23 protein-coding genes and 1 pseudogene are annotated in these 25,301 nt (G+C 72.4%); 8 read left to right on the forward strand and 16 right to left on the reverse strand.

Annotated features, from left to right (window positions below; translation table 11 throughout):
* Positions 1–11: 11 nt before the first annotated feature.
* Positions 12–782, forward strand: coding sequence for a M23 family metallopeptidase (locus tag ABD143_RS01790; RefSeq protein ID WP_343970161.1), 771 nt, complete (start codon positions 12–14; stop codon positions 780–782).
* Positions 783–809: 27 nt separating this feature from the next.
* Here ABD143_RS01790 and ABD143_RS01795 read toward each other — a convergent pair whose 3' ends face one another.
* Both ABD143_RS01795 and pcrA read right to left on the reverse strand, forming a co-directional pair.
* Positions 810–1,385 carry a Uma2 family endonuclease gene (locus ABD143_RS01795; RefSeq protein ID WP_343970164.1) on the reverse strand — a complete coding sequence of 192 codons (576 nt, stop codon included), beginning with the start codon at positions 1,383–1,385 and terminating at the stop codon, positions 810–812.
* A gap of 77 nt (positions 1,386–1,462) precedes the next feature.
* Positions 1,463–3,799 carry a DNA helicase PcrA gene (gene pcrA / locus ABD143_RS01800; RefSeq protein ID WP_343970167.1) on the reverse strand — a complete coding sequence of 779 codons (2,337 nt, stop codon included), beginning with the start codon at positions 3,797–3,799 and terminating at the stop codon, positions 1,463–1,465.
* 277 nt (positions 3,800–4,076) lie between these two features.
* On the opposite strand from pcrA, the gene ABD143_RS01805 reads away from it, so the two are divergent.
* From ABD143_RS01805 to ABD143_RS01820, 4 genes are all read left to right on the forward strand, one after another.
* Positions 4,077–4,382: a chorismate mutase gene (locus ABD143_RS01805; RefSeq protein WP_343970169.1), complete on the forward strand. Its 306-nt coding sequence runs from the start codon at positions 4,077–4,079 to the stop codon at positions 4,380–4,382.
* Between the two features lie 93 nt (positions 4,383–4,475).
* Positions 4,476–4,796, forward strand: coding sequence for a hypothetical protein (locus ABD143_RS01810; RefSeq protein ID WP_343970172.1), 321 nt, complete (start codon positions 4,476–4,478; stop codon positions 4,794–4,796).
* Between the two features lie 122 nt (positions 4,797–4,918).
* Positions 4,919–5,674, forward strand: coding sequence for a PIG-L deacetylase family protein (locus ABD143_RS01815; protein ID WP_343970175.1), 756 nt, complete (start codon positions 4,919–4,921; stop codon positions 5,672–5,674).
* Positions 5,675–5,844: 170 nt separating this feature from the next.
* Complete coding sequence (locus ABD143_RS01820; protein WP_343970178.1) at positions 5,845–6,924, forward strand: hypothetical protein; 1,080 nt, start codon at positions 5,845–5,847, stop codon at positions 6,922–6,924.
* Positions 6,925–6,982: 58 nt separating this feature from the next.
* On the opposite strand, the gene ABD143_RS01825 is transcribed toward ABD143_RS01820, so the two are convergent.
* Entirely contained in the window at positions 6,983–7,669 is a 687-nt protein-coding gene (locus ABD143_RS01825; protein WP_343970181.1) for a response regulator, read from the reverse strand.
* Entirely contained in the window at positions 7,666–9,054 is a 1,389-nt protein-coding gene (locus ABD143_RS01830) for an ATP-binding protein (protein WP_379659645.1), read from the reverse strand. The genes ABD143_RS01825 and ABD143_RS01830 overlap by 4 nt, the downstream gene beginning before the upstream one ends.
* A gap of 103 nt (positions 9,055–9,157) precedes the next feature.
* Between ABD143_RS01830 and ABD143_RS01835 the strand changes: the two genes are divergently transcribed.
* Positions 9,158–10,429 (forward strand): PspC domain-containing protein, encoded by a 1,272-nt coding sequence (locus ABD143_RS01835; protein ID WP_343970185.1) that lies wholly within the window; start codon positions 9,158–9,160, stop codon positions 10,427–10,429.
* Positions 10,422–10,637, forward strand: a complete 216-nt coding sequence (locus ABD143_RS01840; RefSeq protein ID WP_343970187.1) for a hypothetical protein — start codon at positions 10,422–10,424, stop codon at positions 10,635–10,637. The genes ABD143_RS01835 and ABD143_RS01840 overlap by 8 nt, the downstream gene beginning before the upstream one ends.
* Before the next feature lie 154 nt (positions 10,638–10,791).
* On the opposite strand, the gene ABD143_RS01845 is transcribed toward ABD143_RS01840, so the two are convergent.
* The 7 genes and pseudogenes from ABD143_RS01845 to guaB form a co-directional block, all read right to left on the reverse strand.
* Entirely contained in the window at positions 10,792–11,715 is a 924-nt protein-coding gene (locus ABD143_RS01845; protein ID WP_343970191.1) for a methylenetetrahydrofolate reductase, read from the reverse strand.
* Entirely contained in the window at positions 11,706–13,253 is a 1,548-nt protein-coding gene (gene guaA / locus ABD143_RS01850; protein WP_343970194.1) for a glutamine-hydrolyzing GMP synthase, read from the reverse strand. Before guaA ends, ABD143_RS01845 begins: the two co-directional genes overlap by 10 nt.
* Before the next feature lie 216 nt (positions 13,254–13,469).
* Positions 13,470–14,798, reverse strand: coding sequence for a M1 family metallopeptidase (locus ABD143_RS01855; protein ID WP_343970261.1), 1,329 nt, complete (start codon positions 14,796–14,798; stop codon positions 13,470–13,472).
* Positions 14,799–14,800: 2 nt separating this feature from the next.
* Entirely contained in the window at positions 14,801–15,154 is a 354-nt protein-coding gene (locus ABD143_RS01860; protein WP_343970267.1) for a hypothetical protein, read from the reverse strand.
* A gap of 13 nt (positions 15,155–15,167) precedes the next feature.
* Positions 15,168–16,659, reverse strand: a pseudogene (locus ABD143_RS01865) (amino acid adenylation domain-containing protein); the annotation flags it as partial.
* 713 nt (positions 16,660–17,372) lie between these two features.
* The gene (locus tag ABD143_RS01870; RefSeq protein WP_343970197.1) at positions 17,373–18,497 is read right to left on the reverse strand and encodes a GuaB3 family IMP dehydrogenase-related protein; all 1,125 of its coding nucleotides are present in this window, start codon (positions 18,495–18,497) and stop codon (positions 17,373–17,375) included.
* A gap of 23 nt (positions 18,498–18,520) precedes the next feature.
* Positions 18,521–20,026, reverse strand: a complete 1,506-nt coding sequence (gene guaB, locus ABD143_RS01875) for an IMP dehydrogenase (RefSeq protein WP_343970264.1) — start codon at positions 20,024–20,026, stop codon at positions 18,521–18,523.
* A 273-nt stretch (positions 20,027–20,299) separates the two neighbouring features.
* Between guaB and ABD143_RS01880 the strand changes: the two genes are divergently transcribed.
* The gene (locus ABD143_RS01880; RefSeq protein WP_343970200.1) at positions 20,300–20,677 is read left to right on the forward strand and encodes a DUF5319 domain-containing protein; all 378 of its coding nucleotides are present in this window, start codon (positions 20,300–20,302) and stop codon (positions 20,675–20,677) included.
* Between the two features lie 88 nt (positions 20,678–20,765).
* Here the strand turns inward: ABD143_RS01880 and ABD143_RS01885 are convergent, their stop codons facing one another.
* The 5 genes from ABD143_RS01885 to ABD143_RS01905 all read right to left on the reverse strand — a co-directional run.
* Positions 20,766–21,968, reverse strand: a complete 1,203-nt coding sequence (locus ABD143_RS01885; protein WP_343970203.1) for an anti-sigma-D factor RsdA — start codon at positions 21,966–21,968, stop codon at positions 20,766–20,768.
* Positions 21,969–22,541 carry a sigma-70 family RNA polymerase sigma factor gene (locus ABD143_RS01890; protein ID WP_343970206.1) on the reverse strand — a complete coding sequence of 191 codons (573 nt, stop codon included), beginning with the start codon at positions 22,539–22,541 and terminating at the stop codon, positions 21,969–21,971. It lies immediately after the preceding gene.
* A 400-nt stretch (positions 22,542–22,941) separates the two neighbouring features.
* Complete coding sequence (locus ABD143_RS01895; protein WP_075942692.1) at positions 22,942–23,538, reverse strand: response regulator transcription factor; 597 nt, start codon at positions 23,536–23,538, stop codon at positions 22,942–22,944.
* Positions 23,539–23,620: 82 nt separating this feature from the next.
* Entirely contained in the window at positions 23,621–24,664 is a 1,044-nt protein-coding gene (locus ABD143_RS01900) for a hypothetical protein (RefSeq protein WP_343970209.1), read from the reverse strand.
* The coding region (locus tag ABD143_RS01905; RefSeq protein ID WP_343970212.1) for a B12-binding domain-containing protein at positions 24,661–25,301 on the reverse strand (641 nt) is incomplete at its 5' end. The genes ABD143_RS01905 and ABD143_RS01900, both read right to left, overlap by 4 nt.

Here is a 25,301-nt window from a genome sequence, read left to right on the forward strand (position 1 = left end):
GAGCGGCCGCGGTGCCCGGTGTGCACCACCTCCCGCCGCCGCCACCGGCGTCGCTCCACCGACGAGCCACCGTCGCCGCGGTGGCCGCCGGAGCGGTTGTGGCGGCCGGCCAGACCCTGGTGAACCCGCTCGGCCAGGCGCCGCAGCCCGTGAGCACGCTCCTGCCCGTCGCGGAGGTCACGCGCGCCGCGCAGGCCGACCTCGCCACGGACGCGATCGGCGGCGACCAGCTCCTGCCCGACCCGCTCTCCCTCGAGGCACTGGACCCCGGGGCGCAGGTGGACGTCCAGAACCTCGCGAAGGCCGTCGACATCGGCCGCGAGCTCTCCCGCCAGGCCACGATCATCGACGCCGCGCTCGCGAACGGCGCCCCCGAGGCGAGCCTGTACGGCGACGTGGCGTACGTCCGGCCGACGATCGCCCACCTGACCTCCGTGTTCGGCACGCGGTGGGGCACCGCACACCAGGGCATCGACCTGGCCGGCCCGATCGGCACGCCGATCTACGCGGTGACGGACGGGGTGGTGGAGGAGGCCGGGCCGGCGACCGGCTTCGGGTTGTGGGTGGTGCTGCGCCACTCCGACGGCTCGCAGAGCGTGTACGGGCACGTCAACCGGATGTTCGTGAAGAAGGGCGACCGTGTCGAGGCAGGCGAGGAGATCGCCGAGATCGGCAACCGTGGCTACTCGACGGGCCCGCACCTGCACCTGGAGATCTGGCAGGCCGACGGCACGAAGATCAACCCGGTGCCCTGGTTCCGGAAGCGCGGGATCGAGTTCTGACCCTGGCCCGGCGCCGGACCCTGCCGATCAATGACCGCGGGCGAGCGCGCGGAGGTCGGCTTCGAGTGGCCAGGGCCGCTCCAGGCGGAGCACGCCGTCGGGGGCCGTGGCGTACTCCCGGTAGGAGCCGTCGACCAGCTCGAACGCCGACGCCCGCACCTCCCCGACGCCGTCGTGCAGGTCGACCCGCAGGTAGAACGCGATGCCCGCCTCGGCGTAGTCGGTGTGCTTCACGATCCGGTCCTGCCGGAAGTTGCCGGGCGAGGTGACCTCGGCCAGCAGCAGGACGTCGTCGGCGTCCACGTACAGCACGTCGAGGCCGGACCTGGCGACCACCACGTCGGGGATCCTGATGTGGTCCTGCCACAACCGGACGTTGCCGCCGGGAAGAGCCTCCCACCGCCCGTCGGGACATGTCGTTCGGAGCAAGTGCGTGAGCTCGTACACCAGGCGGTGGTGCGGCACCGACGACAGTGGGCTCACGACGAGCATTCCGTCGACGAGCTCGATGCGCGCCGGTGTCTCGGGGAGCGCGAAGTACTCGTCCTCGGTCCAGGGACCGCCGTGCGCGAAAACGGCCTCGTAGAGGGTGTCGACGGACATGGTGGGCCTCCCCCGGTCAGTGTCACACGTCATTGGACGGAAGCCGAGCGCCGACGGTTCCACCGGTCCGACCGGTGCTACAACTTCTGCAGCGGTACCCCGCCGATCAGCATCAGCCGCACGGTGCCCGCGCTGCCGAAGTCGATCGTGACCGTCGCCTTCACACCGGCCCCGTCCGAAGCGATGACCGTGCCGAGGCCGTACTTGTCGTGGTTGACGCGGTCGCCCACCTCGAGGTGGATGGTGGCCGTGAGCTTGCGCTCCGGCACCCGCCAGTCGCCGCGGTCGGTGGCCGCGGGCCGCCTGCCGAAGCCGAACCGGCCGACCGGCGCCGAGCGCTCGGGTTCCGAGCGCCGCCACTCGACGAGGTCGTCGGGCACCTCGGCGAGGAAGCGCGACGCCGGGTTGGCGTTGGGCTGCCCGAACGACGAGCGGATCATCGCCCGGGACAGGTAGAGCCGCTCCCGGGCGCGAGTGATGCCCACGTACGCCAGCCGCCGCTCCTCCGCCAGCTCGGCGGGGTCGCCCATGGCTCGCATGTGCGGGAACACCCCGTCCTCCCAGCCGGTGAGGAACACAACGGGGAACTCCAGGCCCTTCGCGGTGTGCAGGGTCATCAGCGTGACCATGCCCTCGTCGTTGTCGGGGATCGAGTCGGCGTCGGCCACCAACGCGACCCGCTCCAGGAACGCCGCGAGGGAGCCAGGGGCGGGCGCGCCCACCTCGACGTCGGAGTCGTCCAGGTCCGCGACCGCGGCATCGCCTGCGAACTCCCTCGCCACCGTGACGAGCTCGGCGAGGTTCTCCAGCCGCGAGCCGTCCTGCGGGTCCTCGCTGGCCTCGAGCTCGGCGGTGTAGCCGGTCTTCGCGTAGATCGCCTCGAGGATCTCGGCGGTCTCCTCGCCCCGCTCCACCAGCTCGTCGAGGTCGTCGAGGATGCGGACGAACGCGGCGATGCAGCGCTGCGAGCGCGTGGCCAGGCCCGGCAGCCGCTCCGGCTGCTCCGCGGCGGTCCGCAGCGCGGCGGCGAAGGAGATGCGCTCGCGGTCGGCGTAGCCGGCCACCAGCTCCTCGGCGCGGTCACCGATCCCCCGCTTCGGGACGTTGAGAATGCGCCGGAGGCTGACGGTGTCCTCAGGGTTGGAGAGCACCCGCAGGTACGCGAGCGCGTCGCGCACCTCCTTGCGCTCGTAGAACCGCACACCGCCAACGACCTTGTACGGCAGCCCGACGCGCAGGAAGACGTCCTCGAAGACGCGCGACTGGGAGTTGGTGCGGTAGAAGACGGCGACGTCCGAGTTCCGGATCTCCCCCGAGTCGACCAGCCGGTCGATCTCCTGGGCGACGAACGCGGCCTCGTCGTGCTCGTTGTCGGCGACGTAGCCGATGACCTTGTGCCCGTCGCCCTGCTCCGACCACAACCGCTTGTCGCGACGGTTGGGGTTGCGCGCGATGACGGCGTTGGCGGCCGAGAGGATGCGCTGGCTGGAGCGGTAGTTCTGCTCCAGCAGGATCGTGCGGGCGTTGGGGAAGTCCTGCTCGAACTCGATGATGTTGCGGATGCTGGCGCCCCGGAAGGCGTAGATCGACTGGTCCGAGTCGCCCACGACGCACAGCTCGCCGGGCTCCGCACGCGGCGCGGCGGGCGCCACCAGCTCGCGCACGAGCTGGTACTGCGCGTGGTTGGTGTCCTGGTACTCGTCGACGAGCACGTGCCGGAACCGGCGCCGGTAGTACTCGGCCACCGCGGGCAGCCGCTGGAGCAGCGCGACCGTCTCCATGATCAGGTCGTCGAAGTCGAACGCGTTGGCCGTGCGCAGGCGCGCCTGGTACACGGCGTAGACCTCGGCCACCTTGCGCTCGTAGTCGTTGGTGGCGCGCGCCGCGCCGTCGTCGGGCGAGAGCAGCTCGTTCTTGAGATTGGAGATCTGCGCGGCGAGCCCGCGGGCCGCGAACTTCTTGGGGTCGAGCTCCAGGTCGCGCGCCACCAGCCCGACGAGCCTGCGCGTGTCGTCGGCGTCGTAGACGGAGAACGCCGAACGCACGCCGAGGTGCTTTGCCTCACGGCGCAGGATGCGGACGCACATCGAGTGGAAGGTGGAGACCCACATCGCGTTGGCCCGGCGCCCGACGAGCGCGTCGACGCGCTCCTTCATCTCCGCGGCTGCCTTGTTGGTGAAGGTGATCGACATGATCTCGCCGGGGTGCACCCCGCGCTCGGCCAGCAGCCAGGCGATGCGATGAGTGAGCACCCTTGTCTTGCCCGATCCCGCCCCAGCGACGATCAGCAGCGGCGACCCCGCGTGGACCACCGCCTCGCGCTGGCGCGGGTTGAGCCCCTCCAGGAGTGCCGCACCGCGTTCGGTGCGGGCCTGGACGGGGTTCTCTGTCGGCAGTTCGAACAGGGCACTCACCGTGCAACCTCGCTGCGCTCGGTCGACGCTTCGCGGGCTCGCAGTGTTGATGATTCGGTCGCAAGCTCCCTCATTGTGTTCGAAAGAGTACCGCCGGGTCCCGACACGCTCGGGATGTGGCACACTGCTGGTGTGGCACTGACCAGCAGGCGATTTTTCTACGGGTACCGGACACCGGTTCCCGTGGCCAGCTGACAGCGCCCACCACGCCCCGGAGTCCTTCGGACCCGGGGCGTTTTCGCGTCTCGGGCCGGAGACAGAACGCAGGAGGAGACCCGTGACCGCGACAACCAGCGGAGAGTCCACCACCGACGACATCATCCCGGCCGAGGCCGAGATCGCCCAGCTGCGCGTCGAGATCGACGATCTGGACGCGGAGATCCTGAGACTGGTCAAGCGCCGCACCGAGGTCTCGCGCCGCATCGGCAAAGCCCGGATGGCCGCGGGCGGCCCCCGCATCGTCTACAACCGGGAGATGGCAGTGCTGGCCCGGTTCCGCGATCTCGGCGCCGAGGGCAGGGAGCTGGGGATGCTCCTGCTCCGCCTCGGCCGTGGCCACCTCGGCAGCCGTTCCGGACACTGAGCCTCGGACCGGTGCACTGCGCAAGCGGTCACCACGCATTGACGCCCCGAACGCGCGCGGCGCAGAACGCCACTTCCGTGGCACTCTGGACGCATGGGCGCTGTGTTCGGGATCGTTGCAGCAGTTGTGGCTCTCGTGGGCCTGCTGGCCGCGCTGGGGCACGTCGGTTACCTGGCGATGCTCAACAACGCGGCCAAGAAGCGCGGGCTCTCCGGCGGCACCACCACCGACTATGTCAACAGCCGATGGAAGGTCGCGGGCGGCACGGCGGGCGTCGCGCTGCTGGGCCTGCTGCTGACCTCGGCCAACTCGGTGCCGGTCGACCTCATCGGCCTGCTGATCGGCGGCGGCGCGGGGCTCTACGCCAAGCAGGCGCTCGACTCCACGCGCAGCCGCTTCCGCAGCCTCCACTGACCGATCCGGTCCTTGATCGGCCCGTTCTTGATCGGCTCAGTCGGTGATCGGCGCAGTGCGGGGCGGACGTCCCGAGACCGGGTAGCCCCAACCGCGCGGCCGCGCGCTCGTACAGTGCCGCGGTGGGCACCCTCTCCAGCGATCCCGTTCGTCGGGCGACCGTCCGCGACGATGTGTCGCGGGTCCTCGTCGTCACCGCACACCCCGACGACGTCGACTTCGGCGCGGCCGCCACAATCGCATCCTGGACGAAGGCCGGCATCGAGGTCGGATACTGCATCTGCACGTCCGGTGACGCCGGTGGCTTCGACGACACCCCGCGCGAAGAGATGGGACCGTTGCGGGAGGCCGAGCAGCGGGCCGCGGCCGCCGTGCTCGGAGTGCAGGACGTCCGGTTCCTCCGTTACCCGGACGGTCGCCTGACCCCGAGCCTCGAGCTGCGCCGCGACATCAGCCGCGAGATCCGCCGCTTCCGGCCGGAACGCGTCCTGACGCAGTCGCCGGAGATCTTGTGGCGGCGTCTCGGCGCGTCCCACCCCGATCACCGGGCGGTGGGCGAGGCGGCGCTGGCGGCGGTCTACCCGGACTCGCGCAACCCGTTCGCCCACCCCGAGTTGCTGGCCGACGAGGGCCTGGAGGCGTGGGCCGTCGGCGAGCTCTGGATGATGGGCGCACCCGACGACCGCGTCGACCACCTCGTCGACGTGACCGATACTTTCGACCGGAAGATCGCTGCACTCCGTGAGCACCGGTCACAGACCGCGCACATGGACGATCTCGAGACCCGAATTCGTACATGGCACGCAGCCTGGGCCGAACGGTTCGGATGGGGCGACGGGCGGCTCGCAGAGGCGTTTCAGGTTGTCTCAATCGGATGAGCGGTCTGGATCGATCGACGAACGGATATAGACCAAACGGGTGAACTGAGACGAGCGGATGAATGACACTTGGTATGCGTTCTCAGCATCCGGTAGACATTCGCTCGTCCGTTCACTCCAAGGGAGGACGTCCCGCTGTGGCTCAGATGGTGTCCCGAGGTGGGCCAGGCATGACCGGTGCCGGTGTGGTCACCGTCGCCGACCTGCTGAACCGCAACGCCCCGGTCCCCGCCGCGTTCGACGACGAGGAAGACACCGGGCGCGGCATCTCCGTCGGTAGCCTCCTGCGCCGCGAAGGCCGCGCACCGCACACCATCGATCGGCCGATCCAGCCGCGGGCGCACCAGCAGGCCGACGACTACGCCGACGACGAGCCCGTCACCGACCGCCACGCGCGCTTGCGTCGCGGCACGATCGCCGCGGGCACGCTCCTCGCTGCGGGCTCCGTGATCACCGCCGCGATCATCACCGACGTCGGCCCCACGGCCGGCACGGGCGCGCTGGACCCGCCCACGGACGGGACGTACCCCGGTCAGGGGCTGCTCGACCCGAGCAGCCCGCTCGCCCCGCCGGTCGGCACGGTGCAGCTCGACCAGGCCGCCTCCATCAGCTCGCTCGACCCGGGCACCCCGGCCCCGACCTCCTGGGTCCCGATCGCGTTCCCGAGCGCCCTCGCGGGTGTGCCGACGGGCACTGCAGCGGCAGCCGCGGCCGACGCCGCCGCAGGAGCGGCCGCCGCAGCAGCAGCGGCAGGCGCCGCTGACACCGGTGGCACTGCCGGCACCGGCTCGGGCGGTACCGCGAGCGCGGGTGGCGGGGGCGGCGACGGAAGCTCAGCCCCGTCCGGAGGCGGGGGCGGCGGCAGCGCCCCGGCCGAGCAGAAGGGCGTCGTCGGCAGCGTCGGCGACGGGCTCGGCAACACCGCGAACGGGGTCGGCGCCGCGGTCGGCGGCCCGGTCGGCGACACGGTCGGCGGGCTGGGCGACACCCTCAACAAGACCACCGACACGCTGGACGGCGCCGTCAGCGGTCTCCTGGGCGGCGGTAGCAGCAACAGCTCGGCCGACACGAAGTCGGCGCGTTCGTCCTCGTCCTCGTCCTCCTCCAAGAGCTCCGGCTCGAACGACGACTCCTCCTCATCGTCCGCTCCCCAGGACGAGAAGTCGTCGGGCGACAGCGGTAGCTCTGGCAAGTCGTCGGGCGGCCTCCTCGGCACCGTCGGCGACCTCGCAGGCGGCTTGCTCGGCTGACCGCCACCCCGGCGGGCGCAAGGGGTGGCGCGTCGCCGCCCCTGCCCCGCCGGGCCACCTAGACCAGCCTGCGGTCCGACGCCCAGCGGGAGAGCTCGTAGCGGTTGGATAGCTGGGTCTTGCGCAGCACGCTCGACACGTGGGTCTCCACGGTCTTCACCGAGATGAACAGCTCCCCGGCGATCTCCTTGTACGCGTAGCCGCGTGCGAGTAGCCGCAGCACGTCCCGCTCGCGGCGGGTCAGCAGGTCGAGCTCGGGGTCGCCGGGCGGGGCGGCGCCGGGCCGGTCGGAGAACACGTCGAGCACGAAGCCCGCGAGGCGCGGGGAGAACACCGCGTCGCCCGCCTGCACCCGGCGCACCGCATCGGCCAGCTCCCGGCCCGAGATCGTCTTCGTGACGTAGCCGCGGGCCCCGGCCCGGATCACGGCGATGACGTCCTCGGCCGCGTCGGACACCGACAGGGCCAGGAACACCACGTCGGGCAGCTCGGGGCGGATCTGACGCAGCACCTCGGCACCGCCGCCGTCGGGCATGTGGACGTCCAGCAGCACGACATCGGGACGCACGTGCCGGATCCCGGCCACCGCCTCGTCGACGGAGCCGGCCTCACCCGCAACCGTGAGGTCCGGGATGCCGCGCTCCAGCTCGGCGCGCACCCCCGCCCGGAACAGCCCGTGGTCGTCGACCAGGAAGACGCGGATCGGGGCGGCATCGCCGCCGGTGTCGGTGCTGGAGTCGGTCATCTCTTCGCTTCCTTCTCGGCCTGCGGTTCCGGCCGGCCCTCGCCATCGGTGAGCCCGTCCACGGGCATGCTCAGATGCACCTCGGTGCCCTCGCCCGGGGCGCTGCGCAGCTTCACCGAGCCCCCGTGCCTGGCCATCCTGGCGTGTACCGAGTCGGCCAGCCCGTGCCGGTCGCCCGGCACGGCGTCCGGGTCGAACCCGACGCCGCGGTCGCGCACGAACACGTGCACCTCCTCGGGCTCCACCTCCACGTAGACGCTGAAATCGCTCACCTCGGCGTGCTTGGCCGCGTTGACCATGGCCTCCCGGGCTGCGAGCACGAGCGCGCGCAGCCCGTCGTCGAGCGGACGGTCGCCGACCACGACAGGACGGACGTCGATCGCGTAGGTGTCCTCCACCTCGGCCGCGGCCGTCGTGATCGCGTCGGCCAGCCCGGCGTCCAGCGCCGGTTCGCCCGAGGCGCGTCCGGAGCGGCCGTAGCCCGTGGGGCCGTACAGCCAGTGCCGCAGCTCGCGCTCCTGCCCGCGGGCCAGCCGCAGCACCTCGCGCGGCTGGTCGGCCTGGCGCTGGATCAGCGCCAGTGTCTGGAGCACGGAGTCGTGCAGGTGCGCGGCGATCTCGGCCCGCTCGGTCTCGACAATGCGCTCGCGGCGCTCCTCGCCGAGTTCGCGCATCAGCCGCACCCACCACGGGACGGTGAGCACGCCGACGCCGACCAGCGTGGCCAGCACCGCGAGCAGACCGAACTGCACCTGCGAGAGGTCGAGGTTGCCCAGAAGGAACACCAGGATCCCCGTGGCGACGAACAGCGCGCCTGCCACGACCCGAAGCACCCCGGTGCGTCCGCCGCCGGCGACCCCGGTGACGCCCGAGCGCGCGCCCGCCGTCCAGCGCCTGCGCTGCGACTCGTCGGCCTCCCGCCAGACGACCGCGGCACCGATGGCAGCGACCCCGAGCGGACCCACGATCCAGCCCACGAACGTGTTGCCGAGCGCGGCCGCGGCGAGCCCGGCACCGATCCCGAGCGCGGCGAGGCCGAGTGCCTGCTGGCGTTCAGTGCGCCCGAGCACGCGGGGCACGTCACGCGGCTCCTGCCGCACGAAGATCCAGAGCAGCCCGTAGGCGATCACCCCGGCGCCGTTGATGGCGGAGAGCACCACGAAGGCGGCGCGCACCCAGAGCACGTTGACCCCGAGGTGGTCGGCCACCCCGCCGGCCACACCCGCGACGAAGCGGCCGCTGCGCCTGCGCAGCATCGGCGGCGTGCCCGACGGCGTCGGCGCGGGCTGCGGCGGAGCGGCCGCGGGAACCGTTGTCACGCACCCATGGTCACACGCGGGGGAAGGAGGGACATCGGGGAAACCTCCGGGGCGGCTCGGGGCCATCCCCTATGCCGCAGGCTCCGGCCGGACGGCAGTCTGTGTTCCAGGAAGACCGGGGCCGGAAGCCGGATGTGCCGGCGGGGCGGGTAGGAGAGGGTGGCGGCTGATGAGTCGCACGGACGTGCAGGACACGCTGCGGGAGATGTGGGAGACACGTCCCGCTCGACCGCGGAACGACCGGCAGGTGGCCGGCGTCGCCGCGGCGATCGCGCGGCGCTACGACATCGACCCGGTGCTCGTACGGGTGGGTTTCGTCGTAGCGGCCTTCTCCGGGATCGGCGCGGCGCTCTACATAGCGGGATGGATCCTCCTGCCGGAGGAGCCCGCCGTTCCGGGGGCGCCTGCCAAGGCGCGCAACCCGCACGGCCTGATCCTGATCGGGCTCGGCATCGCGGCGGTGATCACACTCGGGACAGTGTTCGGCGGCAACGGGCCGGACTTCGTGCTGCCCCTGATCGCGGTGGCCTGCCTGCTGTACCTGCTGCATCGCAGCCGTGGTGTCCGGGGACACCAGTCGCAGGCGGGAGCCACCGCGCCGCCCGTGGCCGGGCAAGCGCCGGCCGCCGGGACGCCGGGGGCGCCGTCCGCCGCGGCCACGAGCACCGGAACCGCTGCGGGCTCGGACCCGCTCACGGTGCCGACGTCCACCGCGACGCCCCCGGCGTGGGACCCGCTCGGTGCGGCCCCGTTCGCCTGGGACCTGCCGGAGCCGTCGGCCCCGCCGCCGCCTCCGCCACCGCGGAAGCTGCCGGTCACCTCGGTGACGCTCGGCCTCGCGCTGCTGGCGGGCGGGATCACGGCGGTGATCATGTTGCTGGCCGGGACGCTGACGCTCGCCAACCTGCCCGTGGTGCTGGGTGTGCTGCTCGCCGTCATCGGGACGGGCCTGGTGTTCGGGGCGTTCGTGCGGGCAGGCCGCGGCCTGATCCCGTTCGCGCTGATTCTGAGCGCGCTGACCTGGGGCGCCGTATCCGCCCCGTTGGACCGCTGGCAGAGCCACGGCATGGGTGACCTGCACGCCGCGCCGACGGCACTCGCCCAGCTGCAGCCGACCTACCAGCGCACTGCCGGCGACGTCGAGCTCGACCTGCGCAACCTCGATCTCGCGGTCGTGCCGGGAGGCAACTCCGAGGCAGTGCGGACGTCGGTGTCGGTCGGTGCGGGAGACGTGGACATCTGGGTGCCGCCGAACGCCGACGTGACCTTCACCGGCGAGGCGGGGCTCGGGGACGTCCAGTTCGGTGACCAGATGCAGTCCGGACCGGGCTCACAGGTCAAGGTCGTCAACGACCTGGGAGCGGACGGCGTCGCGAGTGGACGCCCGCTCGTCATCAACGCCGAGATCGGAGCCGGGAACGTGGAGGTGCACCGTGGCTGACGAACGGGAGACGGTGGCGCGGCGGCGCGGGCCGGACGCGGTGACGCTGATGTTCGGGGTGCTCGCGCTGGGGATGTCGGCGGCCGCGTTCGTCGGTGAGGTGCCGTCGCTGGCGGGCTTCGACCCACGGTGGCTGCTCGCGGCGGGCGCGGCTGTGGTCGGGCTTCTCCTGCTGGTGGGAAGCCTGCGGGGGCGCGGGCGGACGTAGGAGCGCCCTGGACCCTCCCAGGAAGCGACGAGAACGACCGGACGGTGATCGGGGGACCACCGGATCCGGATGGGCCGCAGCTGGGGAGCCAGCGGCCACCACAGGGCGGCACCGGAGGCGGAAGGCTCCGGTGCCGCCCCTCGTCGTGGGTGCCTCAGGCCTGCTCGACCGGCACGAACCCGGCGGCGTCGAGGATCTCGGGGACACCCCGCTCGTAACCGATGGCCATCACGTGCACCCCGGCCACCCCGGGCACCTCCCGCAACGCCGCCACGGTCTCAGCACAAGCGGCCATGCCTTCCGCGGCCACCCGCTCCGGCGGGACGCCCCGGAGTCTGCGCTCCAGCGCCGGCGGCACGACCACGCCGGGGATGCCGGCCATGAACTCCAGAGCGCGCAGCGAGCGGATCGGGCCGACGCCGGCGAGGATCCCGCACTGCTCGGCCAGCCCGAGGTCGCGCACCCGGCCCATCCACTGCGCAAACGCGTCGACGTCGAACACGAACTGGGTCTGCACGAACTCGGCGCCGTCCGCGACCTTCTCCGCCAGCCGCTCCGGAGTGCCCGCCCCGGTGTCGACGGCGCCGAGCAGGAACCGCGGCGCCGGGTCGACGGCCCGCCCGGAGAGCAGTACCCCCTCGTCGCGCAGGGCACGCGCCGTGGTCATCAGGGTGCTGGAGCTCAGGTCGAAGACGGGGGTGGCGTCGGCGTGGTCGCCGCGCTCGGGCCGGTCGCCCGTCATCAGCACGAGGTTGGGGACACCGAGCGCGCCCGCGGACAGCAGGTCGGACTGCAGCGCGATGCGGTTGCGGTCGCGGCAGGTCATCTGCATGACCGGCTCGAGCCCCTCGGCCAGCGCCACCACGCTGCCGGCCAGGCTCCCCACCCGCACCTGCGCGCCCTGGTTGTCGGTGATATTGGCGGCGTCCACCCAGCCGCGCAGGAGCGCTGCGGACGCGCGGATCGCGGCCGTGTCGGCGCCGCGCGGGGGCCCGACCTCGGCGGTGACGGCGAACCGTCCGGTGCGCAGCGCGTCGGCGAGCCGTCCCGGCAGGCCTGCCGGGAGCGCTACTCCCACTCGATGGTGCCCGGTGGCTTGCTGGTGACGTCCAGGACCACGCGGTTGACCTCGGCCACCTCGTTCGTGATCCGCGTGGAGATGCGCTCCAGCACGTCGTATGGCAGCCGCGTCCAGTCGGCGGTCATGGCGTCCTCGCTCGACACCGGGCGCAGCACGACGGGGTGCCCGTAGGTGCGGCCGTCACCCTGCACCCCCACCGAGCGGACGTCGGCGAGCAGCACCACCGGGCACTGCCAGATGTCGCGGTCGAGCCCGGCGGCCGTCAGCTCCTCGCGGGCGATGGCGTCGGCCGCGCGCAGCGTCTCCAACCGGTCGTGGGTGACCTCGCCGATGATCCGGATGCCGAGGCCGGGGCCGGGGAACGGCTGGCGCTGCACGATCGCCTCGGGTAGCCCCAGCTCGGCGCCGACCCGGCGGACCTCGTCCTTGAACAGCGCCCGCAGCGGCTCGACCAGCGCGAACTCGATGTCGTCCGGGAGCCCGCCGACGTTGTGGTGGCTCTTGATCGTGGCCGTGCCCGAACCGCCCCCGCTCTCGACGACGTCGGGGTAGAGGGTGCCCTGCACGAGGAACCCGACGTGCTCCTGCTCGGCGACCTCGGCCGTCGCGGCCTCGAAGACCCGGATGAACTCCCGGCCGATGATCTTGCGCTTCTCCTCGGGGTCGGTCACCCCGGCCAGCGCTTCGAGGAAGCGGTCCGCGGCGTCCACGGTGTGCAGCTTGGCGCCGGTGGCGGCGACGAAGTCGCGCTCGACCTGCTCACGCTCGCCGGCCCGCAGGAGTCCGTGGTCGACGAACACACAGGTCAGCCGGTCGCCGATGGCCCGCTGCACGAGGGCGGCGGCCACCGCGGAGTCGACCCCGCCCGACAGCCCGCAGATCGCCCGGCCCTCGCCCACCTGGGCCCGCACGGCGGCGATCGTGTCGTCGATGATCGACGACGTGGTCCAGCCGGGCGCGATGCCCGCCATGTCGTGCAGGAACCGGCGCAGCACCTCCCGGCCGTACGGGGAATGCCCGACCTCGGGGTGGTACTGCACACCCGCGAGCCGCCGCTCCCGGTCCTCGAACGCCGCTACCGCCGCCCGCTCGGACGACGCCGTGACCGTGAATCCCTCGGGCGCCCGCACCACGGAGTCGCCGTGGCTCATCCACACCGGGTGGCATGCGGGGAGCCCGTCGTGGAGCGCTCCCTCGCCGCGAAGGGTCAGCTCGGTGCGGCCGTACTCGCGGGTGCCGTCTGGAGCGACCTCACCGCCCAGCGCCCCCGCCATGGCCTGGAACCCGTAGCAGAGCCCGAGCACCGGGATCCCCGCGGTGAACAGGTCCGGGTCGACGCTCGGCGCGCCCGGCTCGTACACACTCGACGGCCCCCCGGACAGGATCAGCGCGGCGGGCTTGCGAGCGACGATGTCCTCGACCGGGGTGTCGCCCGGCACGATCTCGGAGTAGACCTGCGCTTCCCGCACACGACGGGCGATGAGCTGGGCGTACTGGGCCCCGTAGTCGATGACGAGGACGGTGGGGGGTTGCACCCGCACCACGATAGTCGCCGCGGTTCGCCCCTCCGGGACGAGCGGCACGCTCTTCAGATCACGGGACTCATCGCCGGCGACCCCTCGTCGGCGGGCGTGGACAGACTCGAACGAACCGGGCTCGTGGAGACTGTGGCGCGGCTTCGGCGATGGAAGACCGCTGGGTGGCAGTAGGACCGGGCCACACGCGTCAACTCCGGCCGCGGGGCGGCGGGCTCAGAGCGGCATCGCGGGAAGTGGCTCGGTGTACAGCCAATCGGCGAAGAACCGGGAGAGATCGGTGCCCCCGTGAAGCCCGGCGAGCGCAACGAACCGCTCGGTCGTCACCGATCCGTGCCGGTACCGCCCTGTCCAGGCCTGCAGCAGACCGAAGAAGCGCTGGTCGCCGATCCGCAGGCGCAGTGCGTGGAGGGCCAGGGCGCCACGCTTGTACACGCGCGGGTCGAACAGCCGGCCGACGCCGGGGTCGGCGAGCACCAGGTCGGCGGGCTGGGCCGCCACAGCCTCGTGCCACCGCAGGGCATGCGCGCGGACGGGCGGGCCGCCCGACACCTCTGACCACAGCCACTCCGCGTAGGTCGCGAAGCCCTCGTTGAGCCAGATGTGGCGCCAGTCGGCGATCGTCAGGGAGTTGCCGAACCACTGGTGCGCCAGCTCGTGCACCAGCAGCCGCTCGTGGGTCCGCCTCCCATCGACGTGGTTGGCGCCGAAGATCGACATACCCTGGGCCTCGATCGGGTCGTCCAGTTCGTCGTCGGTGACCACCACGATGTAGTTGCCGAACGGGTAGGGCCCGAAGAACCCCTCGCACGCCTCCATGATCGTCCCGTGCCGCCCGAGGTCGCGCGCGGCGTCCTTGCGCAGGCGCGCCGGCACCGCGGCCACCTGTCGCACCCGCCCGTCGGCCAACTCCAGCTCCTCGTAACGGCCTATCTGCACACTGACCAGGTAGCTCGCGGTCGGCTCGGGGCGCTCGTAGACCCAGGTCCGGCTGCCTGCGGAGTGCCGCAGCAGGGTAGGCACGCCGGTCGCCAGCACCGTGTAGGGCGCTTCGGCCGTGACGGCGATCCGGTAGGTGGCCTTGTCCGCGGGGTGGTCGTTGCACGGGAACCAGGACGGCGCCCCGACGGGCTGGCTGGCCACGAGCGCACCGTCGGTCAGCTCGTCCCAGCCGATGTCGCCCCACGGGCCGCCGATGGGCCGCGGGTTGCCGACGTAACGCACGTCGACGAGGAACGTGGCCCCGGAGGGCACCGGCCGAGCCGGGGTGACGTGCAGCTTCCCGCCGCGAAGGGTGAACCTCGCCTGCCGCCCGTCGACGCTCACCTGGGGGACCTTGAACGCGCCGAAGTCCAGGCTGAACCGGCCCAGCGCTTGTCCGGCCACCGCCGTCAGCACGGCCCTCCCCGCGAGCCGGTTGGCGCGGACCTTGTAGGTGAGGTCGATGTCGTAGTGCCTGACCCGGTAGCCGCCGTTGCCGTGCTCGGGGAGATAGGAGTCGGCGGAGTGGCAGGTGCCGACCGGCTGCCCAGCCTTCGGGCCCACTCCTACCGTCCTCCGCCCGAGGGCCACGAGGTGATCGGGTTGCCGAGCCAGCGGGTGTCGGCGGGGACGGCATCGCCGCGGGTGACCAGGGATCCCGGGCCGACCGTGGTGCGCGCGCCGATCCCCGCGCCCGGCAGGACGATCCCGTGGGGTCCCAGCGTCGCGCCCTCGTCGAACCGCACCCCGTCCATGCTCATGATCCGATCGTGGAAGAGATGGGTCTGAACGACGCACCCACGGTTGACCGTGGCGCCGTCGCCGAGCCGAACGAGGTCCGACTCCGGCAGCCAGTAGGTCTCCAGCCACACGCCTCGGCCGACCTTCGCGCCCATCGTGCGCAGCCAGGCAGAGAGCACCGGAGTGCCGCTCGTCCGACGCGAGGAGCGGCCAGGGCAGCGCATCACGGTCGACCTTGCCGGACGTGCGCGTGGGCAGTTCGTCGACCACCGCGAGCAGTGGGACGAGCGCGGCCGGCAGCCGGTCACGTAGCCGGTACGCCGCATTGTCGATGTCGAACTCGGGGCCCTCCGGGGCGACGTACCCGACCAGAACCTGGTTGCCCGCCCCGGTCCGGCGTACAGCGGCCGCGGCGGCGCGCACACCGGGCAGCGCCTGCAACGCGGCGTCGACCTCGCCGAGCTCGATCCGCCTGCCACCCAGCTTCACCTGCTCGTCGGCCCGGCCGAGGAACAGCAGCCCGTCCTCCTCGGCGCGGACGACATCGCCGCTGCGGTACGCGCGCGCCCAGCCGAGCGACGGCATGGGGGCGAACTTCTGGGCGTCCTTGGCCACGTCGAGGTAGCGGGCGAGACCAACACCTCCGATCACCAGCTCGCCCGTCCCGCCCATCGCGACAGGTTCGCCCTGGGCGTCGACGACCGCGAGCTGCCAGCCGTCGAGTGGGAGCCCGATGCGCACCGGGCCGTCGGGGGTGAGCTGGGCGGCGCAGGCGACAACGGTCGCCTCGGTCGGACCGTAGGTGTTCCACACCTCGCGTCCCTCCACGGCGACCCGCTCGACGAGCTCGGGCGGGCACGCCCTCGCCCCCGAAGATCATCAGCCGGACGTCCTCGAGCGCGTCGGCGGGCCAGAGCGCGGCGAGCGTCGGCACCGTGGAGACGACCGTGATCCGCTGGGCCGCGAGCCACGGGCCGAGATCGACGCCGGTGCGCACCAGCGACCGCGGGGCAGGCACGAGGCATGCGCCGTGCCGCCATGCCAGCCACATCTCCTCGCACGACGCGTCGAACGCCGTCGAGAGCCCCGCGAGCACACGGTCGCCCGGCCCGATCGGTTCGTCCGCGAGGAACAACCTCGCCTCGGCATCGACGAATGCGGCCGCGCTGGAGTGCCGGACCGCGACGCCCTTCGGGGTGCCCGTGGAGCCGGACGTGAAGATGATCCACGCGTCGTCACCGGGATCGGGCCGGCCCGGCCGGCCCACCGGGGCCCGGCGCATCGTGAGCACCCCGTCCTCGCCGAGCAGCCCGTCCTGCAGCACACAGCACACGTCGGCCTCGCCGAACACCAGCGTCGCCCGTTCGGTGGGGTCATCGGAATCCACCGGCACGTACGCGGCTCCCGCCGAGAGCACAGCGAGGATCGCGATGAAGAGCTCGACGGTGCCGGAGGAGATGCGCACCCCGACCCGGTCGCCACGGCCGACCCCGGCGGCTGCCGGCCTGCGGCGCACCATGTCGACCTCGTCGGCGAGCCTGCGGTAGGTGAGCACCACACCGCCGGCGTCGAGTGCGGCGTCGTTCGGGTGCTGCTCGGCGGTCGCAGCGAGCACGTCGAGCAGCGTGCGCTCGCGCGGCACAACATCCGAGGTGTAGAGGGCGGGCCTCGCGGCGGAGCCGATCCGGGCGGCCGCCGGTATCACTCGATGCCTCGGGCGATCGGCCGGATCCGGACGGGTGACACATGGCGGGCCGCCTGGCAGCGCATCTCTCACACCTTCCCGGTGCACGGCGCCGCAGCATCACATCCGGGGCCGTCGACCCTGACGGCGCACCCGGGCACGGCGAACCAGCACAAGGTAAACGTGAGATGACGTGGAAGGCCCCGGTTGGTGCTGGACCTCACCCGGCCCGGAACCCGGCCTGTCCCCATCGCAGGTGCGGAGAGCTCGGAGCTGTCCGGACCCAGGTATCCGCAGCTAGCGGGTATGCACTGAGTCCAGCCCACCGGTACCGCAGATGGGCGGTGGGGGTATCGAACAATGCCCGCTAGAAGACAAAACTGGAGTAACCGACGGCGTCACGCTCAAGGCCGCCCCGAAGGGGCCTCCTCGGCCCCACCCGACAGCGCGGCGCCCGCCGCTCAGGGGCAGGAGTTCACGTCGCCCCAGAAGTCCCGATGAGAGGTGCCAGACCGATGAGTGAGTTCCTCACGGCTGTACTGGTCATAGTCACGGCCACGTTGCTCGAGCGGCTCGTGCTCCGCTTGGTGCGCTCCATCAGGGCGAATCGCCCGCGTGTCCTCGCCTGACACCGACACCCACGGCCCGGGGAAGCCCGGCCGTGGGATCGGCGGGCTCCTTCGCCCAGGGGAACAGCTGGTCAGCACCCTGTTTCAGCCGCGGACGGTCAGCCCGACCCGCTGGAACTCCTTGAGGTCGCTGTAACCCGTCTTCGCCATGGCGCGGCGCAGCGCACCGAACAGGTTGACGGTGCCGTACGGGCTGCTCGCCGGACCGAAGAGCAGTTCCTTCAGGTCCAGCTCGCCAGGCGCGAAGCCGGAGACCTCCGATCGCGGAAGCGACGGATGCGCGGCCGCGGACGTCCAGTAGAGCCCCTGACCGGGCGCATCGGACGCCTCCGAGAGCTGCTCGCCGAGCATCACGGCGTCCGCCCCGCAGGCGATGGCCTTCGCCATGTCGCCGGAGCCGGCCATGCCGCCGTCGGCGATCACGTGGACGTAGCGGCCGCCGGTTTCGTCGAGGTAGTCGCGCCGGGCGGCTGCGGCGTCGACGATCGCCGTGGCCATCGGCACCCCGATGCCCAACACGTCGTCTGTGGTGGTGGCCGACGACTCTCCGTACCCGACGATCACGCCCGCCGCGCCGGTGCGCATGAGGTGCATCGCAGTGCGGTAGTCGCCCACCCCACCCGCGACGACCGGGACGTCGAGTGAGTTGATGAACTCCTTGAGGTTGAGCGGCTCGCCCCCCGAGACGTGCTCGGCCGAGATGATCGTGCCCTGCACGACGAGGATCTCGACGCCCGCGGCGAGCAGGTCGGGTGTCAGCTCGCGGGCCCGCTGCGGGCTCACGCGGGCCGCGACGGTGACCCCGGCCTCGCGCACGGTCTTCAGCGCCTCTGCGAGCAGCGCGGGCTGGATGGGCGCGGAGTGCAGCTCCTGCAGGGTCCGCACGGCGGCCGACGGGTCCTCGTCGGCCGCGGCGTCGAGCACGCGTTCCAGAGCCCCGTCGGCGTCGGCGTGCCGGGCCCACAGACCCTCGGCGTTGAGCACGGCGAGCCCGCCGAGCTGGCCGATCCGCACCGCGCTAGCCGGCGAAACCACCGCGTCGGTCGGGTGGGTTACCAGCGGGATCTCGAAGTGGTACGCGTCGAGCTGCCAGGCGGTCGAGACCTCCTGGGAGCTGCGCGTCCGCCGCGAGGGCACGATCTCGACCTGCGACAGGTCGTAGCTGCGACGGGCCTCCCGGCCCATCCCGATCTCCACGAGGTCACGCACGGGTGACCACAGTAGAGCCGCCCCTAACGGGCCGCGTAGTTGGGCGCCTCCACCGTCATGGTGATGTCGTGCGGGTGGCTCTCCTTGAGCCCCGCCGCGGTGATCCGTACCAACTGCGCCTGCTGCAACTGGGGGATCGTCTGCGCCCCCGCATAGCCCATGCCGGACCGGAGCCCGCCGGTGAGCTGGTGGACGACCTGCGCCAGCGGCCCGCGGAACGGGATGCGGCCCTCGATGCCCTCCGGCACGAGCTTGTCCTCGCTCAGCACGTCGTCCTGGGCGTAGCGGTCCTTGGAGTAGGACTTCGCGTCGCCGCGCGACTGCATGGCGCCGAGCGAGCCCATGCCCCGGTAGGTCTTGAACTGCTTGCCGCCGACGAGCACCAGCTCGCCGGGCGACTCGGCAGTGCCCGCGAGCAGGCTGCCCAGCATCACCGTGGACGCCCCGGCCGCGATGGCCTTCGAGATGTCGCCCGAGTACTGGATGCCGCCGTCGCCGATCACCGGCACACCCGCGGCGGCGCACGCCTGCGCGGCCTCGTAGATGGCGGTGATCTGCGGGGCACCGACGCCGGCCACCACCCGCGTGGTGCAGATCGAGCCCGGCCCGACGCCCACCTTGACCGCGTCCGCCCCGGCCTCTACGAGCGCGGCCGCGCCGGCCCTCGTGGCGACGTTGCCGCCGACCACGTCGACGTTGTGGCCCACCTCGGCGCGCAGCTTGGCGACGGTCTCGAGCACGCGGCGGGAGTGGCCGTGCGCCGTGTCGACCATGATCACGTCGGCACCGGCCTCGACGAGCTGCATCGCCCGCGCGTAGCCCCCCTCGCCCACCCCGACGGCCGCGGCCACGACGAGCCGCCCATCCGGGTCCTTGGTGGCGAGGGGGTACTTCTCGGTCTTGTTGAAGTCCTTGATCGTGATCAGACCGCGGAGGATGCCGTTGCCGTCGATGATCGGCAGCTTCTCCAGCTTGTGTCGGCGCAGGAGGCCGAGGGCCGCCTCCGCCGTGACGCCGACGCGCGCGGTGATCAGCGGCGCGTGCGTCATCACCTCGTGCACGGGACGGGAGTGGTCCATCTCGAACCGCATGTCCCGATTCGTGATGATCCCGACGAGCCGACCGCCTGCGTCGGTGACCGGCACGCCCGAGATCCGGTACTTCGCGCACAGGGCGTCGACGTCGGCGAGCGTGGCGTCGGGCGCGCAGGTGACCGGGTCGGTGACCATCCCTGCCTCGGACCGCTTGACCACCTCGACCTGTGCGGCCTGCTGCTCCGGCGAGAGGTTCCGGTGCAGCACGCCCAGCCCGCCTGCCCGCGCCATCGCGATCGCCATGCGGGCTTCGGTGACCGTGTCCATCGGGGAGGACACGATCGGCACCTTCAGCCGGACCCGGCGCGTGACCTGCGTGCTCGTGTCCACCGCGCTCGGAATCACGTCGGACTCCGCCGGAAGCAGCAGTACGTCGTCGAAGGTAAGGCCGATCATCGCGAACTTGGGGGGAAGACCTGCCGCCTCGCTCGTCATCTCCACCATCCCGTCCTGCCCGCACGGCCCGGAGGTGTCGCGCGGAACCCTTCCAGCCATGGTATCGGCGCGAACCTGGCGGACGCCGGGGGTCGGGCGAGGCCGTGCTCATACCGTGCCTGGACCGGGACCACACCGCGCCCCGAGGTGCCCGAACCGCGCCGCCGCCCGGTCGCGACCAGCCCGAACGCCCGTGCGCCGTCCACCGCAGCGAGGCCCGCGGTCGCAGTGCGGTCCACTCGACCGAGGTTGCGGGCGGGTATCGTCGGTCACGTGTCCCGAGATGCCCTGCCACCGGACCCGTTCGCCGGTGATCCGCACGACCCGGCGCTGTCCCTGGACGGCCCGGAAGCCGGCGACGAGGACGTCCTGAGTGACGCCGAGCGCGACGAGGTGGTTGCCGACCTCGCCGACCTCGCCGTCTACCAGGCGCTGCTGGAGGCCCGCGGCGTGCGCGGCATCGTCGTCGACTGCGGCGACTGCGGCGAGCAGCATTTCCACGAGTGGAGCCTGCTGCGCGCCAGCCTGCAGCAGTTGCTCGACGAGGGCCAGATGCGCCCGCACGAGCCCGCCTTCGACCCGGACCCCACCAACTACGTCACCTGGGAGTACTGCCGGGGCTACGCCGACGCGGTGCTCTCCGACTCCTGACGCCCGGGCTCCTACCGAACGCACGAGAACGGCCCCCGATCCGCGGATCGGGGGCCGTTCTCGTCGTTCTGGCCAGTTGCTGCTCTGCTCAGTTGCTGGTCGGCTGGGCCCCGTCGCCGGACGCAGTGGCCCCGGTGCTGCCCGAGGTACTGCTGCCGCTGCTGCTCGGCGTGGTGTTGCCACTCTGGCCCGGTGTGCCCGGTGTGCCCGGTGTGGTGGTGGGCTCGGCGCGCCCGCCCTCCGACGTGGACGTCGGCGGGGTCGGGCTGCCGGTCGGGGCCGTGGTCGTCGGGCCGCCCTCGCCGGTGGCGGGGTCCAGCGTGGGCGTGGAGCCCAAGGACGACGAGTCCGGCGCGACGGCCGCCCGGCGCGGGTCCTCCGTACCGGGGACGCTCGGCGCGGGGCTGAGCGGCGTGCCAGAGGCCTCCGGCCCGGTCGATCCGGTCGGCCCCGGCGTGCTCGTGACCTGCGAGCTGGTGTCGGTCTGGGTGCCGCTGTGCGGCGAGGGCCGAACCGGGGAGGAAGCCCCCGTGGGAACCTGCCGGGACGGCTGCGTGACCAGCGGCGAGCCGGGGTCGGTGGGCTGACCGGGGGGCGTCTCCGCCGCCTTGGCGACGAGGAAGTCCTGCGTCTCGGCGAGCTGGATGCGGCCCTCCTCGGGACGCACGACCGCGAGGTCGGCCTCGGCTTGCGCAAGCTCCCGCGCGGCGCGCACGGGCTCGCCCGCGACCAGCGCCTGCTTCGCGGTGGCGATGCGCTCCTCCACCCGATGCGCGGCCTGGACCGACTCGGCGCGCTCGGCGTAGAGGACCTTCGAGACGGCCCAGAGCGCATCGTTCGGCTGCGCGTTGTACGAGCCGACCGACAGCCCGCCGATCGCGAGCACGATGAACGCGGCTGCGGCCGCAATCGGGGCGAGATGCCTGGCGCGCCGCGACCGGGGCCGGGTAGCCACAACCGCGGACACCGCGGTGTCGACGTCGACGAGCTCGGGGATCGGCTCGGCGTCCACGTCGGCCTTCCACGCGGCCAGGATGGCAGCCACGCGGTCGTCGGCGTCGTAGCCGCCGATGCCCGGAGAGGAAACCGTCATCCCGGCGGCGAGCGCGTTGATCAGCTCGTCGTCGGCCTGAACGGCGACGAGGTCGATCGGGTCCTCGATGTCGTCGAACGGCACCGGACGGGTGTTCATACCGCGCGGGTGGAAGCCATTAGAGCCATTAGAGCCGTTTGAGCCGTGGCGGCCGGAGTCGAAGCGGTCGCCGCCTCCGCCGAACGGGTTGTCAGACACTTAGACCACCTCCTCCTCTGGCATCGACTTGCGAAGCCGGGCCAAAGCCCTGTGCTGCGCCACACGGACGGCTCCCGGGGTGGAGCCCACCGCTTCCGCCGTCTCCTCGGCGGAGAGCCCCACGACCACTCGCAGGACCAGTATTTCGCGCTGCTTGTCGGGGAGCGTGTCGAGCAGGCGGGCAATCTCGCCCGACAGCTCGACGCGCAGCGCGCGCTGCTCGGGTCCGTCTGCGGCTTCCACCGAGTCCGGCACATCCGCAACCGGTTCCGAGCGGTTGCGCGTGGCGGCGCGGTGCGCGTCGATCACCTTGTGTGACGCGATTCCGTAGACGAACGCCAGGAACGGACGGCCCTGGACGCGGTACCCGGGCAAGGCCGTGAGCACGGCCAAACACACCTCCTGCGCGACGTCGTCGGCCGAGACCGACGAACGGTCCATTCGGCCCAGCCGCGCCCTGCAGTAACGCACGACCATCGGCCGAATGATGGCGATCACGGCCCCGACGGCCTGGGGATCGCCCGCCATGGCGCGGGTCACCAGTTCGTCGGGAACGTCTGTCGTCTCACTCATCGCGCACCGTGGTCCGGGCGTTACGCAACATGTTCGGCATCATCCGTTCGAGAGGCTGATCACGGACAGTGCTCAACCATGTCCTCAGTGCGGACTACCGTAGCGAAGTCGCACGGTAGACCGGGACGGGCTCCTCGTCGAAGGAGAAGACGCACGGGAGTGACCGTAGTTGCCAGAACGGCTCGACAGCCACCCATACGGCCGCCGTCGGCATCGCGGGAGAGTGACACCGCGTTGATGTCGGACGCGTGGCTGCGCAGAAGCAGCCACGGCGCCCGCAGAACTGCCCGGGGCCCGCCCGGGATGGAGGTATGTACGTGGTCTTGCGGGTGCTACTCGGCGTGCGGCCAGGCGCCCTACTACAGCGCCTTCGAGCAGCACCCGTGGAAAGGCCCAGGGGTCAGGAGACGAGCCCGCGGCGGAAGCCGTGGGCGACGGCCTGAGCCCGGTCCCGCACACCGAGCTTGCGGAACAGCCGGCGAGCGTGGGTCTTGACCGTGTCCTCCGACAGGTAGAGCTCGCGGCCGATCTGCCCGTTGCTCTTGCCCTGGCTCATCCCCCGCAGCACCTGAAGCTCGCGCTCCGTCAGCTGCACGCCGGGGTCCGTCGGCGCCCGCGGAGTGGGCACCGCGGTGCTCGCCAGGGTGTGCGCGAGCGCGGCCACCAGCTCGGGACGCGACGCGTCCCAGCGGAGGTAACCACGGGCGCCGCCGGCGATGGCCGCCGCGATGCTGCCCGCGTCGTCAGGGGCTCCGAACACGATGACGTTCGCCTGCGGGTGGGCGGCCACCAGCCGCCGCGTGGCCTCGACCCCAGTGGGCACGGCACGCTGGGTGCCGACCAGGACCACGTCCACAGGCTGCCGGGAGAACCGCGCCAGCAACTCGTCCCCGTGGGCAACGCAATCGATCCGGTGCACCCCCGGCACCGCGGACATCACGCGGGTCAGGCCTTCGCGGACGCTGCGACGATCGTCGCAGATGAGTACCGTCGTCACGACGATTCCTTCCTGCAGCTTCCTGCAGCCGGGTGATGTGTCACCCCCCGCATCGGCGGGTGACCGGCTCACCTTGACACGATCAGGGCCGCGATGTGCCCTCCATTCGAGATTGTTGCGCCGAGTGGCGCTCGTCATGTGGGTGACGTGGGACCGAATGGATTAACGACGTTACCCGGAGCCCTGCAGGTACCACCCTCCGCTCCCCCACCAGGAGCCTCCCAACCGGGTCACAGCGTTGCTCGATGACGCTCAACGTGGTGATTCCGGCGTGTCGTCGGCGTGCCGTGTCCCCCGACAGGATGGTCATCGATTTATCCGCCGACCGGACGCGTCGATCGTTTGCGTTCGGGGGCCCTCCGGAGGCCTGCTGGACGAGGTCAGCAGCCGCCATCCGGGCGGGCCACACGAGCGGCAGGAGCCCGAGGCGCTCGGCTTCGTTGCCTGCAGCATCGAGCTCGGCAAGAGCATCGGCGGCGTTACCGCCCGCGACGGACATGGCCACCGCGAGCACGATCCTGGACTTGATCACGTGCCTGGTCGAACCTCCCCGAACGGCGAGGTCGAACGCGTCCTGCGCGGGCGCCACCGCGGCCTCGGCGTCCCCGCGAAGCAGCGCCGACTCGGCGCACACCCAGCCGATCCGCGCCCTCGGCCGCCACGACGGATGGCCGGCGGCGGCCTTCTCTGCCATGTCGAGCAGCCGGCGGGTCCCTTCCGGGTCGCCGGTGCCGAGCGCGTCGGCCGCCAGCCCGACCAGCGCGTCGATCCTGGCGGCCAGCGCGTCCCAACCGGGATGTAGCTCCAGGTCTCCGGTGTCGGCGCGCTCCGGGCCGGGCGCGGCGGCCGAAGCGGCGAGCCGTAGCCCGAGCGCGTCGAGTGGGCGGGCTTCGGCGTGTCCGCCGAGCTGGCGGCGGTGCGCCGCGAGCGTGACGGCGGCGTGCGCCGCGACGGTCGCGGGCACCCGGGCGTCCGCGAGGAGCCTCTGCAGCACAGCGGCGGCGGCCGCGTAGCGCCCCTGCCCGCCCATGGCCACGGCCACGAGCCAGCGATCGTGCGGCGAGACGCCGGCGCGCACGCGAACGGGAGCCCCCGGATCGGTCCCGAACGCGACCTGCGCGTTCACGCGGGCACGGTCCCGGCGATCGCCGCCATGGCCTGCGGGAGCGAGCCGAGTCGTTCGGCCCGCGGCGGCAGTGTCGCCGCCTCCCAGCCGGGGCCCGCGGCGAACGCGCGCGCGAGCGGCCGGGCCGGGGGCAGCTGGGCCAGTACGGCCGCGTCAGCGGTGTCGCCGACCTGTGCCCAGAGCACGACGGCGGCGGGCGCGGTCCGTCGGACGGCCGCGATGAGCGCGTCCGCCGGGAGGTTCGCACCGAGGTAGCGGTGGGCGACGCCGCGATGGGCGAGCGCCACGGCGAGTGCCACGATCGGCAGCGTATGCAGTTCGCCCGGCATCGCGGCCAGCAGCACCGGGCGCGCACCCGCGGCGGGCGGGGCCGCGCGCCGGTGCGCGCCGAACACCGCGAGCACGCACTCGCTGACAAGGTGCTCGACCTCCGCTCCGGCTCCCGTGTGGGCCCACCGGTCAGCTATGGCGGCCAGCACGGGCCGCACGAGGTCGTCCCAGGTGAGCTCGATGCCGTCCGCGGCGAGCGACTCGGCGAGCAGCCCGCTGACGGCCGGACCGTCGAGGGCGAGCGCCGCGCGGGCCAGCCCGCGGGCCGCGGCGCCTGCGCCGGCGAGCCGGAGCGCACCGCCGCCCG

It is taken from the genome of Pseudonocardia aurantiaca, assembly GCF_039526725.1.
Classification (GTDB): Bacteria; Actinomycetota; Actinomycetes; order Mycobacteriales; family Pseudonocardiaceae; genus Pseudonocardia; species Pseudonocardia aurantiaca.

What these genes read in the sequence shown, in the direction of transcription:
- ABD143_RS01820 (WP_343970178.1), top strand. Translation starts at nt 5,845, where the DNA reads ATGACCGGTGCCGGTGTGGTCACCGTCGCCGACCTGCTGAACCGCAAC.
- ABD143_RS01795 (WP_343970164.1), bottom strand. Translation starts at nt 1,385, where the DNA reads ATGTCCGTCGACACCCTCTACGAGGCCGTTTTCGCGCACGGCGGTCCC.
- guaB (WP_343970264.1), bottom strand. Translation starts at nt 20,026, where the DNA reads ATGACGAGCGAGGCGGCAGGTCTTCCCCCCAAGTTCGCGATGATCGGC.
- ABD143_RS01825 (WP_343970181.1), bottom strand. Translation starts at nt 7,669, where the DNA reads ATGACCGACTCCAGCACCGACACCGGCGGCGATGCCGCCCCGATCCGC.
- ABD143_RS01830 (WP_379659645.1), bottom strand. Translation starts at nt 9,054, where the DNA reads ATGGCCCCGAGCCGCCCCGGAGGTTTCCCCGATGTCCCTCCTTCCCCC.
- ABD143_RS01890 (WP_343970206.1), bottom strand. Translation starts at nt 22,541, where the DNA reads ATGAGTGAGACGACAGACGTTCCCGACGAACTGGTGACCCGCGCCATG.
- ABD143_RS01810 (WP_343970172.1), top strand. Translation starts at nt 4,476, where the DNA reads ATGGGCGCTGTGTTCGGGATCGTTGCAGCAGTTGTGGCTCTCGTGGGC.
- ABD143_RS01835 (WP_343970185.1), top strand. Translation starts at nt 9,158, where the DNA reads ATGAGTCGCACGGACGTGCAGGACACGCTGCGGGAGATGTGGGAGACA.